Annotated in this window: 17 protein-coding genes; 8 read left to right on the top strand and 9 right to left on the bottom strand. The window is 65.0% G+C overall.

Going from position 1 to position 13,333, the window contains the following annotated elements; all coding sequences use genetic code 11:
• Nucleotides 1-121: 121 nt before the first annotated feature.
• Nucleotides 122-1,174, bottom strand: coding sequence for an NAD(P)-dependent alcohol dehydrogenase (locus PDM29_RS03850; RefSeq protein WP_311192570.1), 1,053 nt, complete (start codon nucleotides 1,172-1,174; stop codon nucleotides 122-124).
• Nucleotides 1,175-1,278: 104 nt separating this feature from the next.
• Between PDM29_RS03850 and PDM29_RS03845 the strand changes: the two genes are divergently transcribed.
• Both PDM29_RS03845 and PDM29_RS03840 read left to right on the top strand, forming a co-directional pair.
• Nucleotides 1,279-2,169, top strand: coding sequence for a LysR family transcriptional regulator (locus PDM29_RS03845; RefSeq protein WP_311192569.1), 891 nt, complete (start codon nucleotides 1,279-1,281; stop codon nucleotides 2,167-2,169).
• 17 nt (nucleotides 2,170-2,186) lie between these two features.
• The gene (locus tag PDM29_RS03840) at nucleotides 2,187-2,831 is read left to right on the top strand and encodes a hypothetical protein (RefSeq protein ID WP_311192568.1); all 645 of its coding nucleotides are present in this window, start codon (nucleotides 2,187-2,189) and stop codon (nucleotides 2,829-2,831) included.
• A 15-nt stretch (nucleotides 2,832-2,846) separates the two neighbouring features.
• Here PDM29_RS03840 and PDM29_RS03835 read toward each other — a convergent pair whose 3' ends face one another.
• Nucleotides 2,847-3,920 (bottom strand): aldo/keto reductase, encoded by a 1,074-nt coding sequence (locus PDM29_RS03835; protein ID WP_311192567.1) that lies wholly within the window; start codon nucleotides 3,918-3,920, stop codon nucleotides 2,847-2,849.
• Nucleotides 3,921-4,037: 117 nt separating this feature from the next.
• Between PDM29_RS03835 and PDM29_RS03830 the strand changes: the two genes are divergently transcribed.
• Together PDM29_RS03830 and PDM29_RS03825 are read left to right on the top strand one after the other, a co-directional pair.
• Nucleotides 4,038-4,922 carry an AraC family transcriptional regulator gene (locus tag PDM29_RS03830; RefSeq protein ID WP_311192566.1) on the top strand — a complete coding sequence of 295 codons (885 nt, stop codon included), beginning with the start codon at nucleotides 4,038-4,040 and terminating at the stop codon, nucleotides 4,920-4,922.
• 61 nt (nucleotides 4,923-4,983) lie between these two features.
• Nucleotides 4,984-5,388 carry a glutaredoxin family protein gene (locus tag PDM29_RS03825; RefSeq protein ID WP_311192565.1) on the top strand — a complete coding sequence of 135 codons (405 nt, stop codon included), beginning with the start codon at nucleotides 4,984-4,986 and terminating at the stop codon, nucleotides 5,386-5,388.
• Here PDM29_RS03825 and PDM29_RS03820 read toward each other — a convergent pair.
• Together PDM29_RS03820 and PDM29_RS03815 are read right to left on the bottom strand one after the other, a co-directional pair.
• Nucleotides 5,337-6,197, bottom strand: coding sequence for a DUF3658 domain-containing protein (locus tag PDM29_RS03820; protein ID WP_311192564.1), 861 nt, complete (start codon nucleotides 6,195-6,197; stop codon nucleotides 5,337-5,339). The genes PDM29_RS03825 and PDM29_RS03820 overlap by 52 nt on opposite strands.
• Nucleotides 6,198-6,257: 60 nt before the next feature.
• Nucleotides 6,258-6,665: a VOC family protein gene (locus PDM29_RS03815; protein WP_311192563.1), complete on the bottom strand. Its 408-nt coding sequence runs from the start codon at nucleotides 6,663-6,665 to the stop codon at nucleotides 6,258-6,260.
• Nucleotides 6,666-6,749: 84 nt separating this feature from the next.
• Here PDM29_RS03815 and PDM29_RS03810 point away from each other — a divergent pair, with 84 nt between their 5' ends.
• The 3 genes from PDM29_RS03810 (at nucleotide 6,750) to PDM29_RS03800 (ending at nucleotide 7,772) form a co-directional block, all read left to right on the top strand.
• The gene (locus PDM29_RS03810; protein ID WP_311192562.1) at nucleotides 6,750-7,166 is read left to right on the top strand and encodes a hypothetical protein; all 417 of its coding nucleotides are present in this window, start codon (nucleotides 6,750-6,752) and stop codon (nucleotides 7,164-7,166) included.
• Nucleotides 7,167-7,240: 74 nt separating this feature from the next.
• Entirely contained in the window at nucleotides 7,241-7,510 is a 270-nt protein-coding gene (locus PDM29_RS03805) for a DUF2845 domain-containing protein (RefSeq protein ID WP_311192561.1), read from the top strand.
• A gap of 10 nt (nucleotides 7,511-7,520) precedes the next feature.
• The gene (locus PDM29_RS03800) at nucleotides 7,521-7,772 is read left to right on the top strand and encodes a hypothetical protein (RefSeq protein WP_311192560.1); all 252 of its coding nucleotides are present in this window, start codon (nucleotides 7,521-7,523) and stop codon (nucleotides 7,770-7,772) included.
• Nucleotides 7,773-7,786: 14 nt separating this feature from the next.
• Here the strand turns inward: PDM29_RS03800 and PDM29_RS03795 are convergent, their stop codons facing one another.
• From PDM29_RS03795 to PDM29_RS03775, 5 genes are read right to left on the bottom strand one after another with little or no spacing between them, the layout of a single operon-like run.
• Nucleotides 7,787-9,037, bottom strand: coding sequence for a threonine/serine exporter family protein (locus PDM29_RS03795; RefSeq protein ID WP_311192559.1), 1,251 nt, complete (start codon nucleotides 9,035-9,037; stop codon nucleotides 7,787-7,789).
• Entirely contained in the window at nucleotides 9,030-10,526 is a 1,497-nt protein-coding gene (gene mqo, locus PDM29_RS03790; RefSeq protein WP_311192558.1) for a malate dehydrogenase (quinone), read from the bottom strand. The genes PDM29_RS03795 and mqo overlap by 8 nt, the downstream gene beginning before the upstream one ends.
• Nucleotides 10,527-10,531: 5 nt before the next feature.
• Nucleotides 10,532-10,918 (bottom strand): cupin domain-containing protein, encoded by a 387-nt coding sequence (locus PDM29_RS03785; protein WP_311192557.1) that lies wholly within the window; start codon nucleotides 10,916-10,918, stop codon nucleotides 10,532-10,534.
• On the bottom strand, nucleotides 10,915-12,294 hold the full coding sequence (locus tag PDM29_RS03780; RefSeq protein WP_311192556.1) for an Nramp family divalent metal transporter: 1,380 nt from the start codon (nucleotides 12,292-12,294) through the stop codon (nucleotides 10,915-10,917). Before PDM29_RS03780 ends, PDM29_RS03785 begins: the two co-directional genes overlap by 4 nt.
• Before the next feature lie 9 nt (nucleotides 12,295-12,303).
• A complete protein-coding gene (locus tag PDM29_RS03775) occupies nucleotides 12,304-12,864 on the bottom strand; it encodes a hypothetical protein (protein ID WP_311192555.1) in 561 nt (186 codons plus the stop codon).
• A 154-nt stretch (nucleotides 12,865-13,018) separates the two neighbouring features.
• Between PDM29_RS03775 and PDM29_RS03770 the strand changes: the two genes are divergently transcribed.
• A complete protein-coding gene (locus PDM29_RS03770) occupies nucleotides 13,019-13,294 on the top strand; it encodes a metal/formaldehyde-sensitive transcriptional repressor (protein ID WP_311192554.1) in 276 nt (91 codons plus the stop codon).
• Nucleotides 13,295-13,333 lie beyond the last annotated feature (39 nt).

Here is a 13,333-nt window from a genome sequence, read left to right as displayed (position 1 = left end):
CGTTGAAAACATGGATGTTTTCGACGAGCCCCCATGGATGGGTTCACGGCGTGTCCCGTACCCCCGTGCCCGCCGCCCCAAGCACGTAGAACAGCAGACGAAGGCTTCTACGCCTTGCGCTTCATGCCGCCAATGTCGCCATATCGATCACGAAGCGATAACGCACGTCGTTCTTCGCCATGCGCGCCCAGGCTTCGTTGACGGTCTTGATGTCGATCACTTCCACGTCGCTGACGATGTTGTGTTCGGCACAGAAGTCCATCATTTCCTGGGTTTCGGCCATGCCGCCGATCGCCGAGCCGGTCACGTGCTTGCGGCCGAAGATCACGCTGGAGCCGTACAGCGGCGGGTCCAGTTCGGTGATCACGCCGACCAGGCACATGGTGGCGTCACGCTTGAGCAGCGACATGTACGGGTTGGTGTCGTGGCTGACCGGGATGGTGTTGAGCAGGAAATCGAAGCTGCCCGCGTGTGCCTTCATCTGCGCCGGGTCGCGCGAGACCAGGACTTCATCCGCGCCAAGACGCTTGGCGTCCGCACCCTTTTCCGGGGTGGTGGTGATCATCACCACGGTCGCACCCATCGCCTTGGCGAACTTCACGCCCATGTGGCCAAGGCCACCCAGACCGATCACGCCGACCTTCTGGCCGGGACCGACCTTCCAGTGACGCAGCGGCGAGTAGGTGGTGATGCCCGCACACAGCAGCGGTGCAGCGGCCTTCAGGTCGAGCTTTTCAGAGACCTTCACCACGAAGCGCTGTTCCACCACCACGTGGTCGGAATAGCCGCCGTAGGTCAGCTGGTCGGCGCCGCGTTCCTTGCTGTTGTAGGTGTAGGTCGGGCCCTTTTCGCAGTACTGCTCCAGGTCGTGTTCGCACGCATCGCAGTGACGGCACGAGTCGACCATGCACCCCACGCCGGCGAAATCGCCGACCTTGAAGCGGGTGACGTTTGCACCGACCTCGGTGACCCGGCCGATGATCTCGTGGCCCGGGACCATCGGGAACAGCGCGCCGCCCCAGTCGTCGCGGGCCTGGTGCAGGTCGGAGTGGCAGATGCCGCTGTAGAGGATCTGGATGCGCACGTCATCGGCACCGACCGCGCGGCGTTCGAAGGTGAACGGCACCAGCGGGGCCTGGTTGTCATGCACGGCATAGCCATGGGCAAGTGACATGGGGGTCTCCTGGGGTTTGTGGAAAGGCGCTTTACAATACCCCCGCACCCGGGCCACCGGGAGTCCCGATATCGGCATGTGTCATCAAGGCGGACTGCACAATCATGGCCACTGACAATCTCACCCACCTCGCCGCCTTTGCCGCCGTGGCCCGCCATCGCAGCTTCCGCAAGGCCGGGGCCGAGCTGACCCTGTCCACGTCGGCCGTGAGCTACGCGATCCGCGCGCTGGAGGAACGCCTGGGGGTGGGGCTGTTCCACCGCACCACCCGCAGCGTGGCGCTGACCGAGGCCGGCCAACGGCTGCTGGACCGGCTGCAGCCGGCACTGAACCAGGTGAGCGACGCGCTGGAAGAAATGAATCACTTCCGCGCCGCCCCGGCCGGGCTGCTGCGGATCAACGCGGCGCGCGCCGCCGTGCCGACCCAGCTGGGCCCGCGCCTGACCCGCTTTCTGCATGCCCACCCGGACGTGCGCCTGGAGCTAACCGAGAACGACGGTCTGGTCGACATCGTCTCCGAAGGGTTCGACGCCGGGGTGCGGCTACATGAGTTTGTGCCCGAGGACATGGTGGCAGTACCGCTGGGGCGGCCACTGCGCGGGATGATCGTGGCCTCGCCGGCGTATCTGGAACGCCACCCGGCTCCGCAGCATCCGCGCGACCTGCTGCAGCACGAGTGCATCCGCTTCCGGTTTGCCAGTGGGCATCTGTACAAGTGGCAGTTCGACCGCGACGGGCAGTCGCTGGAACTGGACGTGCAGGGCCGGCTGACCTTGAGTGAGCAGACCACGATCATCCGCGCCGTGCTGGATGGCTTCGGGCTGGCGTACGTGCTGGAAGACGCAGCCCGCCCCTGGCTCGATGCCGGCCAGATGCAGGCCGTGCTGGAGGAGTGGAGTGAACCGTTTCCCGGTTTCGTGCTGTACTACCCCCGCCAGCGGCAGATGTCCTCGGCCCTGCGCGCGTTCGTCGACATGCTTCACGAACCGGTGTGAGGGCGAAAGGAGATCGCATGCGCTACCTGAACTTCCTGTTGATTGGCCTGTTGGCCGTGTGCCTGCCTCGGATGGCCTCGGCCACGGCGCAGATCCCGGATCGGATCGAGATCGACGGCAAGACGCTGTCGCTGAACACGAACCCTTTGGCCTCGCATCTCGACAAGATCGGCTCGCGCTCGCCGGCAGAAGGCCAGTCCACGGCCAGCTGGCGCGGCTATGTGGCGCACTGGCGGATCGAGAACGGCGAACTGGTGCTGGCCGACGTGACCATCGACATCTATCAGCGAAACAGCGCTGAACCGGAGGTCAAGAGCGTGATGTCGACGATCTTCCCCGATGCATCATCACCGGTGGCCGCGCGGTGGTACACCGGTGCCCTGGTGATACCGGACGGTCGCATGACCGAGTACGTTCACATGGGCTATGGCTCCATGTACGACCACTACCAGCTGATCAAGGTCAAGGCAGGCAAGGTCACTGAACACCTCGCACTGGATGCCGAGGCGTTCGCTGCCTATAAAAAGAAGCAGTTCGATGCGTACCGGCAGACCCCTGACTATCAGCGGGAGCTGGCGAAGGCGCGCGAGCAGGGGTTGTCTGCGCAGCGGGCCGACGAATTCCTGCAAAGCTTCTACGCCGAGCAGTACCTGTCGAACTGACCGCGAGGCGCACGCTCATCCGTGCCTGCCGCCGAGCGTGGCGGTACCAAAGATCAGCTGCTGCGCCATCGGGCGGCCGATGAAGCGCTCCGGGAAGATCGGTGCAGGGGCGCTGACGGCTTGCAGGCGATGCAGCTGGTCGGTGCTCAGTGATACCGCGAGCGCGCCCAGATTGTCCTCGGCCTGTGCCAGCGTGCGCGCGCCGATGATCGGCGACACCACGCCAGCCTGTGCCAGTGTCCATGCCAGCGCCACCTGCGCGCGCGAAGCCCCCAGCTCGTCAGCAACGTTGCCGACCACGTCCGCAATCGCCAGCGAACGCGTGTTGAGGTGACCGATGGAGGCGATCACGCCCTTGCGGTCACCCGACACTTCCGCGCTGTTGTCATCGGACAGATCCGCGGTGCTGTACTTGCCGGTGAGAATGCCGCCGCCCAGCGGCGACCAAGGCAATACGCCGAGGCCCAACGCCTGCGCCATCGGCAGCAGCTCGTGTTCCACCGTGCGCTCGACCAGGCTGTACTCGATCTGCAGTGCCACCAGCGGCGACCAGCCGCGCAGGTCGGCCAGGGTCTGCATCTGCGCCACCCGCCACGCGGGGGTATTGCAGATGCCCAGGTACAGCAGCTTGCCGGCGCGGACGAGATCGTCCAGGGCGCGCATCACTTCCTCCGGCTGGGTGGTGAAATCCCAGGCGTGCACGTACATCAGGTCGATACGGTCGGTATCCAGCTGACGCAGGCTGGTATCCACCGAGCGCACCAGGTTGTAGCGGTGGTTGCCGCCGGAATTGATGTTGGCCGCATCGCGCGCCATGGTGTACTTCGTCGCCAGCACCAGCTGGTCGCGCTTGGCCTTGGCGAAGCGGCCCAGGATCTGTTCGGCTGCCCCGTTGGTGTAGTTCACCGAGGTGTCGATGAAGTTGCCGCCGCGATCCACGTAGGCATCAAAGATGCGGCGGGCCTCGCTTTCGTCCGCGCCCCAGCCCCAGTCAGCACCGAAGGTCATGGTGCCCAGCGACAGCGGCGAAACGCGCAGGCCGGAGCGGCCGAGCAGGCGGTAGTGGTCCAGTGATGTGGCGGTGTGCATGGCGCAGTTCCCATCGTCAGGTGATGGGGGACATTCTCGGCAGCCATCCACGGCAGGCGGTAGAACACCTCGCCGGCATGCTTGCACGATTGTCCAAAGGTGGTCGATGATGCGGACATGACCGCGCTGCTTACCTTCCGCGATGCCATTGCCCGCCATGCGCACGGTGACGGCACTTTCGCCACCGCGTTGCCGGGCGTGACCCTGATCCGCTGCGCCAGTCCGACGCTGCCGATGCCGGTGATCTACGAACCCACGGTGTGCTTCGTGGCGCAGGGCCGCAAGCGCGCGGCCTTGGGCGAACGGGTGTTTCACTACGATCCGGCCAGTTACCTGGTGGCCACGGTGGGGTTGCCGGTGATGGGCGCGGTGGTGGAGGCCAGCGAAGCCGCCCCGTACCTGTGCATGCAGCTGGATCTGGATCCGGCCCTGCTGGGTGAGCTGACGCTGCAGCATCCACGCCCGCTGCCCGCGGCGATGGATGACAGCGCCGGGCTGACGCTCGGTGCAATGACTTCCCCGCTGCTTGAGGCAGCGACCCGCTTGTTGAAGCTGCTCGACACGCCACAGGACATCGCCCCGCTGGCACCACTGGCGCTGCGCGAACTGCTCTACCGCCTGATCAGCAGCGAACACGGTGAAGTGTTCCACCTCATGGCGCGCACCGATACCCGCCAGGCACAGATCGCCCGCGCCATCCTGTGGTTGCGTGCGAACTATCGCGATGCCAGCCGCATCGAGATGCTGGCCGAGGTGGCGGGCATGAGCCGTTCCAGCTTTCACGCGCACTTCAAGGCGGTCACCGCCATGAGTCCACTGGATTTCCGTGGCCAGCTGCGCATGCAGGAAGCGCGTCGGCTGATGGTGGGCGAGGGCCTGGATGCCGCGACGGCGGGGCACCGGGTGGGCTATGACAGTCCTTCGCAGTTCAGCCGCGAGTACGCGCGCCTGTTTGGGCTGCCGCCGGCTCGCGACGCGCAGCGACTGCGTCAGCCCGATTGAGTGCTGCAAGGCGGCGTGGTAGCGTGCGCGCGGGCACAACGCCCGTCTGACAGGGATGTCCATGAACCGCGTGTTTGTTCTGCTGATGATTCTCAGCCTGCTGGGCGGCGTGCTGCACGCGAAGCGCACCTTCTTCCCGAGCCGTGCGCAGCAGGCCGAAGCGCTGATGGCCAATCCTATCCCGGCAACGCCTGCGGACCAGGTGACCGGCCCCGCCGTCGATGTTTACGGACGCACCGGTTGCGGCTTCACCCGCCGCATGCTGGCCGACCTGCAGAGCGATGGTATTCCGGTGCGCTACTACGACATCGATGTGCCGGCGATTGAGGCGCAGTTCGACAGCCGGTTCCGACACGCCGGGTTGCTGCGCAATGGCATGTATGAGTTGCCCGTGGTGGAAGTGGGCGGGCGCTCTTATGCACGTCCGTCGTCGGAATCGGTGGCATACCGGTTCCGCAATCGCTGATTGACTTTGGGCAGGTCCGTGCCGCCCACGCGGCGCACGTTGATTCGCCAGTCCCACGCCGCATCCGACAACGGCATGTGGCTCTCAACCTGCCCGCTCTTGATCAGTGCACGCAACCGCGCTGCGAAGAAGTGGTCACTCAGACCGTTGCGCCGTTCGCAGCGTGACATGGCATTGCCGGCCACGTAGTTGGCTGGCGTCCACTGATAGGGACAGCAGGTCAGCAGCAGCGCATCGTGCAGGTCGATCGGGCGGTAGCGAAGCGTGCCGTCGCCATCCAGGTGGCGTACGGGTTCTGGATGGGCGGCGATGGCGATGAATTCCCGTGCCAACGCCGCAGCTGTGGCTGAGCTCAAGGGTCGGGCAGATGGCGCGAAGCGCGCCAGCGCCTCAGGCGGATGCGCGGCCACTGATTCGAACCAGCCCTCGAATGCGGGAACCGATACCTGCCAGAGCATGGCGCGAGTTGCCTTCAGCATGTGGCAGGCCATTCGCAACAGGACATGATCCGACGCGTTTCCACTGATCCACAGGATTGCCCTGCCCGGAATCTGGAAGCGCGCCTTCAACGCAACCCAGCGTGCGAACGCGTCTTCGCCTGGCTCGAGATCATCGAACTCGCCGGCAGCGGAGGGTGGCGGCAAGTAGAGCGTACTCAGAAAGGCGTTGCGTTCGGCGGCGCTTCCCAGCGGGCCAACCGACAGCCAGTCGTTGAGCGCGAATACCTCGCCGGACATCTGGCCAGTGACGATGGCATGCCTGAGACAGGCCGCTGCGCTGTCGCCGTCGACGATATGAAGGTCCTGCATGTACCTGCCTCCGCCAGCGGTAAGCAGGATGTCTCCCTGCCGTCGATCCTACACCCGTCGTTAGGTATCGGCGATCTCGTCGTAGCCCCGGCCGAGGAACTGCAGCAGGCAGAAGCCATGCCCGAAGGGATCGGCCAATAGTGCGATCCGGCCCCAGGCATGGGTCGCCGGTGCCTGTTCCACCCGCGCCCCGGCGGCCACGGCCCGGTCCAGTGCGGCGTCCAGATCGTCAACCACCCAGTCCAGATGCACCGGCGTCCAGTGCTGACGGTAGTCGCGGCGATCCCGCACCTGCGGCGTGGCTGACGTGCCAGACGGCTTCACCAGCAGGTAGATGGGGGCAGGGCCGCCCAGCAGTTCCACACCATCGGCAGCGAACCGGCGGCCCGGGGTCAGCCCGAAGGCACGTGTGTAGAACGCCTCTGCCGAGGCCAGATTGTCCACGTCGATGTTGACCAGAAAATCCATCGCGCTCCTCACCCTGAAGTCTCTTGAATCGCGCCATTCAGCTGCCTACTATCGGCAACCAAGCATACAAGGGGGAGTGCAGGCATGGCGGCTGAACAGGAGCGACCGGACGCGTTTTTGCAGGCGATGGAAGCCCGGCGAAAGGATCCGTCATTGAAGGGCAAGGAGGGGCCGCTGGATTTTGCCAGCAGAGGTTACGGCCTGGTCGCGCTGGTGGCAGCGCTTGTTATATTCATCATGGACGTCTACCTGCCGCTGACGGACGCACGTGCAGGTGCCGAGCGCGTGGCCTATGACAGCAAGTTTGTCTTTCTTCTGCCGCTCTTCCTGCTGACTGGCATCACCTACACCGTGTTCGGCGGAAAGACCTCCCGGGTGCTGGGGCCTACTACCCGGCCCTCCTTGTGGGGATGGCTGTTCGTGCTGGCGGGGGCGGGTGCCGGGTTTGCTTTCGCGCACTACTTTGAGTCGTATCTGCGCACCCTGGGCTACGCGATCTAGGGAGGATGCTGAGTCGCTCGCAGTGTGGCAGAGTAGCGTCAGACATTACCCGCGACGCTTCAAGGAGAAGCAAAATGAACAGGATTATTCTGTCGTTGGCCCTCTGCCTGCTTGCAGGCACTGCCGTGGCCAGCAGTGTGGAGTTCGGCGGTCGGCTGGTGTCCAGCGGTGATACCGCAGGCAAGGTGAACCAGGTCGCCGGCAAGCCGGACCGGGTTGTCCAGCTGGAGAACCGGTTTGGTGCCAATACGGGTGAGCGCTGGGAGTACTACAAGTCCAGCAAGACCATTCTCATCACCTTCGAGGATGGCAAGGTGACCGGCATCCGCGAGATGTTCAACTGATAACGGCGCGATGCGTTTCCTGCTTGCCAGGCTGAACTCGCCCGTCGCGAAGCGGTGGGCAGCACTGCTTGGATTCGGAGTGCTGCTGCTGTTCGTGCTGAACCCCGAACTGCTGTCCGGGATTCTGCTGGTCGATATGATCGGCATCGATGTGTTCGTGCTGCTACTGGTCATCCAGTTTCGCCAGCATTGGGCGGCGTTTGATACCTGGGTGCTGCATCCGCTCTGCAGTCGGATACGGAGCCTGTTTACCGGGCATTGAGCGGAGCGTCGCCACTACCGGCGCGGAGTCGTTCGAGCCAACGAGGCTACTACCAGCAGCGCGCTGCCAATCGCGCAGGTCAGCAGCACGAAGGTGATCAGGTCCGCCTGGGTGGCACCCAGCTGATACGGCGGCAGCGTGCCTCCGCTGTTCATGATGGCCAGCGAACCGATCAGGCCACGGAAGGCGTACGACCCGGGAATCAGCGCAACCACGGCCGGAAACGCGAACGCGATCCATGGCGCGTGCATTACGCGCGCCATCCAGATCGCGATCTGTCCTGCTACCAGCGCCGCAGTGAACGTGCTCATTCCAAGGTCCAGCCCGGTGTACATCAGCGTGGACCGCAGTCCATGCGCCAGCGCGCCGCACACCACGATCGGCACGGTGGCCCGCAAAGGCGCATTGAACATCGCCGCAAACCCCCACGCGGCGGCCGCCGACATTGCAACGTCTTCCAGCAGCCCCAGTTGTACAGGTGGAGCGTAAGGAGTCACGGTGATGCCCGCCAGCGAGCCTGCCACGGCCAGCCCGGCCGCAATGCCCACCACCACACTGGACGCATCTGCCAGCCTGGAGATCGCAAGCGACGCCGCGCCTTGGACGAGGTCCCGAAAGCCGTTGAGCAGCGCAATGCCAGGCACCAACACCATGCCCATCGCCACCATCGCCAGCGAAGCATCTGCATGGGTGTCGTGCAGCAACAGCTTCGCCAACAGGCTGCTGACCAGCGCGGCAGAACCGGCGGCCAGCAGCGGGGCGAACCGGGCCGACAGCAGCCGGTGTTGGACCATTCTGTTGATGACCCCCGCCGGGAGCGCGGCGGCCACTACGCACCACTCCGCACCGAACAGGCGAGCGAGTGCGGCGGCGGTGATTCCAACACATAAAGTGACCCAGGTCGCAGGGTAGCGTTGTGGTCGTGACTCAATAGCGTCAAGGGCGGCGGACATATCGCGCGGGCAATGTGGTTCGCCTTCCATCCTGCGGGACAGTTCATCCAGCGCAAAAAGTCGATCAGCATCCATGCCGATCCCGGAGACGCGATGGCCGATCCGCGTGCGATAAGTGCCTCCGTCGTCAAGCATGATCAGCAGCCGCTCTCCGTTCACGAACAACGATGCGGTCATGTCCCATGTGGAGGCCAGTGAGCTGATGCGCTCCTGCACATGGCAGCTGTCCGACCCGGCGGCCAGCTGCAGCCTGGCAAGACGCAGCAGCACGCGCGCGGCATCGTCCATCTGACGTGTGCGCGGCTCAGTCATGCGGTTCCCCGATGCCCAGCACCGCCGCAGTGCGGGAACGGCTTGCGCGGCAGGCCTGCGCATCCTCGCGCAGATCAATGCCATAGCTGGGCAGGATCGCGCGCAGTTGCGGCAGCCAGGCCTGCTCGGTCAGTTGTTCGGTAAAACAGGTCCGCAGCACCTCTACCGCAATGGCGGCAGCGGTCGACGCACCGGGCGAAGCACCCAGAAGCGCCACCAGGCTTTTGTCGTCTGCCGCCACCAGTTCGGTGCCGAACCTCAATGCGCCGCCGTAGCCGGTCGGATTGGGCTTGATGATCTGGACGCGTTGCCCAGCTACTTCCAGCCGCCAGTCCTCAGGGCGGGCCTGGGGAAACAGCTGCTGCAGCACCTTGAACTGCGCGTGATGGGACTGGAGCACCTGCCCGAGCAGATATTCCTCCAGCCGCAGGTTGTGCCCGGCCACGTCCAACATCGGCAGCAGGTTGTCGGCCGACAGGGTGTCGAACAGGTCCAGCGCCGAACCATGCTTCAGCAGGCGGGTGGAAACGCCCGCATAAGGTCCGAACAGTAGCGAGGCCTTGCCCTCCACCATGCGCAGATCCAGATGGGGTACGGACATCGGCGGTGAACCCGATGCGGCCTTGCTGTAGACCTTGGCGGTGTGGCGCACGGCCAGCTCCGGCGCATCACAACGCAGCCAGACGCCGCTGACCGGGAATCCCGCATAGCCCCGGCCCTCGGGAATGTTGGACTTCTGAAGCAGCTTCAACGAAGCGCCGCCTGCGCCAAGAAATACGAACCGGGCGCGAATCGTGTCGTCGCGGCCGGTGCCGTCCCGCGTCGTGAGATGCCAGCCATCGTCCGTCCGGATGAGGTCGACGACTTCGGTGTCATAGCGCACTTCTGCGCCGCGGTGCTGCAGCCCCGCCATCAACTGATGGGTCAGTGCTCCGTAATCGACATCGGTCCCGCTGACCATGCGCGTGGCGGCCACTGTTTGGATCGGGTCACGCCCCTCCATTACCAGCGGCGCCCACTGTGCGATCACGGCAGGGTCCTCGCTGTACTCCATGCCGCGATAGCAGTGATGCCGCTGCATGGCCTCGAAGCGCACGCGCAGGAAAGCGACATTTTCCAGGCCGGTGACGAAGCTGATGTGCGGGCAGGGGTGCAGGAAGGAGCGTGGGTCGGTGATCGTGCCGTGCTGCACCAGGTAGGTCCACAGTTCGCGCGACACATCGAACTCGGTATTCACCTTCAAGGCTTCGTCGATGTCCACCGAGCCATCGTCGCGCTGCGGGGTGTAGTTAAGCTCGCAGTTGGCGGCATGGCCCGTGCCCGCGTTGTTCCAGGCCATAGAGCTTTCCTGCGCACAGTCCTGCAGTCGCTCGACCACGGCGATGCGCAGCTGGGGTGCCAGCAGTTGCAGCAACGTGGCGGTGGTCGCGCTCATGATGCCCGCACCCACCAGCACGACATCGAAGGAGTCATCGGCGAGACGGTTCATGACTGTTATCCCGCGCCGACGAAGTGCAGCGTCGCATTGGTGCTGTAGATGACGTAGGCGCGTCGCCACGGCGCGTCGTCCAGCAGCCGCCAACGGTGACCACTGCCACTGTGGTCCTGCGCGATCAGCACATCTCCGGGCTGGATGATGAAGGTTGCGCCTGAGTGCACTTCGAACTCGACCGTGCCGGAGAGCGTCAGCACAAACTGCGGAATCGGGTCCTGGTGCCAGTCGCCGGATGCCGGGGATGGTGTTTCCTGGAACGAGAGTTCCAGTGCGGCGATCGGCAGGCCGGAGGCCTTGCCGTGCTGGCCTGGGCCAAGCTGCAGCTGACCCTCTTCAAAATGGGAGTGGCCGTCAGCACCGGTCCACAGTCGAATGCATCGAATCATGGGTGAACTCCTGAACGGGTCAAAATGCGCAGGACGTCTGCCACGCTGCCGGGAAGGCCGACCAGATCGAAGGCGGTGATCGCGGCGGCACTGAGCCAGCCCAGTGCCAGCAGCAGGCGCGGCGTCGGCAAAGCCCCCATGTGGCGGCGGGTGCTGACGAAGTGCAGCAGCGGAAACATGGCGAACGGCAACTGCAGGGCGAGAACCACCTGGCTCAGGATCAGCAGGTCATTGACGCTGCTGTCGCCGCGCAGCCCGATGATCACCACCGCCGGTGCGATGGCCAGGGCGCGCGTGAGCATGCGGCGCTTCCAGGGATCAAGGTGCCAGCGGGTGAACCCTTCCATCACCACCTGGCCGGCCAGGGTGCCAGTCAACGTGCTGGACTGACCGGATGCCAGCAGGGCAATGGCAAACAGTGCGCTGGCCAGTGCCGAGCCCACCACCGGCGTGAAGGTCAGATAGGCGAGCTGAATCCAGTCGGTCTGGTCGCCCAGCACGTAGTGCTGGCCGCCGATGCTGATCTGCTGTTGCCCATGGAACACCTGTGCGGCCAGCACCAGGATGGCGGCGTTGACCAGGCAGGCCAGGCTCAGGGACACCACGGTGGCCCACGTGCTCATCCGCAGTGCCCGCTTCAGTGCAGCCGGACGCGGTGCGGCCGCCTGCGGATCTCCGCTGACCAGGGCCGAATGCAGGTACAGGTTGTGTGGCATCACCGTGGCACCGATGATGGCCACCGCAATGCTGGCCATGCCGGCGCTGGACAGGGTGGGGTGCACCACGGCCCTGCCCAGTTCCAGCAGGTCCGGCCGCGTGGCCGGCAGCACGAACAACTCCATGAAGAACGCGCCGGCGATGGTGGCTACCAGCACCAGCACCACGGCTTCGATCGCGCGCATGCCATGACGTTGCAGCAGAAGCAGCAGGAACACATCGCCAGCGGTCATCAGCACCGCCATCATCAGCGGCGTGCCGAACAGCAGGTTGATCGCCACTGCGGAGCCCAGCACTTCGGCCAGGTCGCAGGCACCGATGGCGATCTCGCACAGAAGCCACAACGGAACTGCACACCACGCCGGGTAGTGCTCGCGACAGGCCTGGGCCAGGTCGCGTCCGGACACCATGCCCAGCCGCGCCGCCAGCAACTGCAGCACCATCGCCATCGCGCTGGCCAGCACCACCACCCACAGCAGGTCGTAGTGATACAGCGCGCCGGCCTGCAGGTCGGTGGCCCAGTTGCCCGGGTCCATGTAGCCGACGCTGACCAGCAGTGCCGGCCCGGCGAAGGGCCGGCAGCGCCGCAGCAGTTCGACGATGCCGGTCGGACTGAACGCGAGGAGTGGCCGCTGCGGTAGTGTGAGCGGTTGTGACATGACCGTGGATCAGGCAGCCCCGGCCACGCGGCGGGCCAGCGCACGGCGCTCGATGCTGGCGGCGAACAGCGGGGTTTCGCGGCTGTTGTGGTCGCCGCCGTCGCGCTGGCGGGCCGCCGCGGCGTCTTCAAACGGGGTGCCGTGCACGGCGATGAAGTCCAGGAACTCCTGGGTCGGGTGGGCCACCACGCTGTTGGTGTATTCGCAGGTGTTGGCGTCGATCTTCTTCACGCTCAGGGTCCAGATCACCTGTACACGGGTGCGGCCATTGGGGGTGAAGGCATCGGACGTGGACACCATGCGGCACAGGCCGGGCGTCGCGACCTCTGCCACGTAGTGCTGGACCATCAGGGTCTTGCCGATCATTTCGACGTTGATCGACATGCGCTTGCCGTCGTCGGTGCTGGTGGTGCCGGCCGAAATGTGGTCCGGCGGGCAGCAGCGCTGGTATTCGGCTTCAGGCAGGTTGAACAGCCAGTCGGCAATGTCCACCTGTTCGATCGGCGCGTTGATGACCGCGCTGAAGGCGGACGAGGACAGCTGCTTGTCGGTGATGATGACGTCGGACATCGGGTGTCTCCTGTGGGGTGGGGGTGGCTTCACTATCGCGTTGCCACCTGGCCCAACGGAGCTATCTCTTGGTATGCGTGAACGGGGCTGTTTGCATACCAAGGTTTACCCGGGTGTATACTATCCCCCAGTATAGTTCCGGTCCGATCTGCCCATGCCCCATTCCCCCGAAGAGAAGAAAAAGGTGCTTGCCCGCGTGCGCCGCATCCGGGGCCAGTGCGATGCGCTGGATCGGGCGCTGGAAACCGGGGCTGACTGCGGCCCGGTGCTGCAGCAGATCGCCGCCATCCGCGGTGCGGTCAACGGGCTGATGTCCGAGGTGATGGAAGCGCACCTGCGCGAGGAGTTCGGCCAGCCTGCGCAGTCCGATGCGCAGCGTGCCGAACGCGTGCGCGACATGAGCGCGCTGATTCGTTCCTATCTGAAGTAAGCGCGGCACTGCCGCGCCGCTGTTCCCTCTTTTCCTGTT

The organism is Stenotrophomonas oahuensis (assembly GCF_031834595.1).
GTDB classification, from domain to species: domain Bacteria; phylum Pseudomonadota; class Gammaproteobacteria; order Xanthomonadales; family Xanthomonadaceae; genus Stenotrophomonas; species Stenotrophomonas oahuensis.
This window is presented reverse-complemented; position numbering and strand designations above follow the sequence as displayed.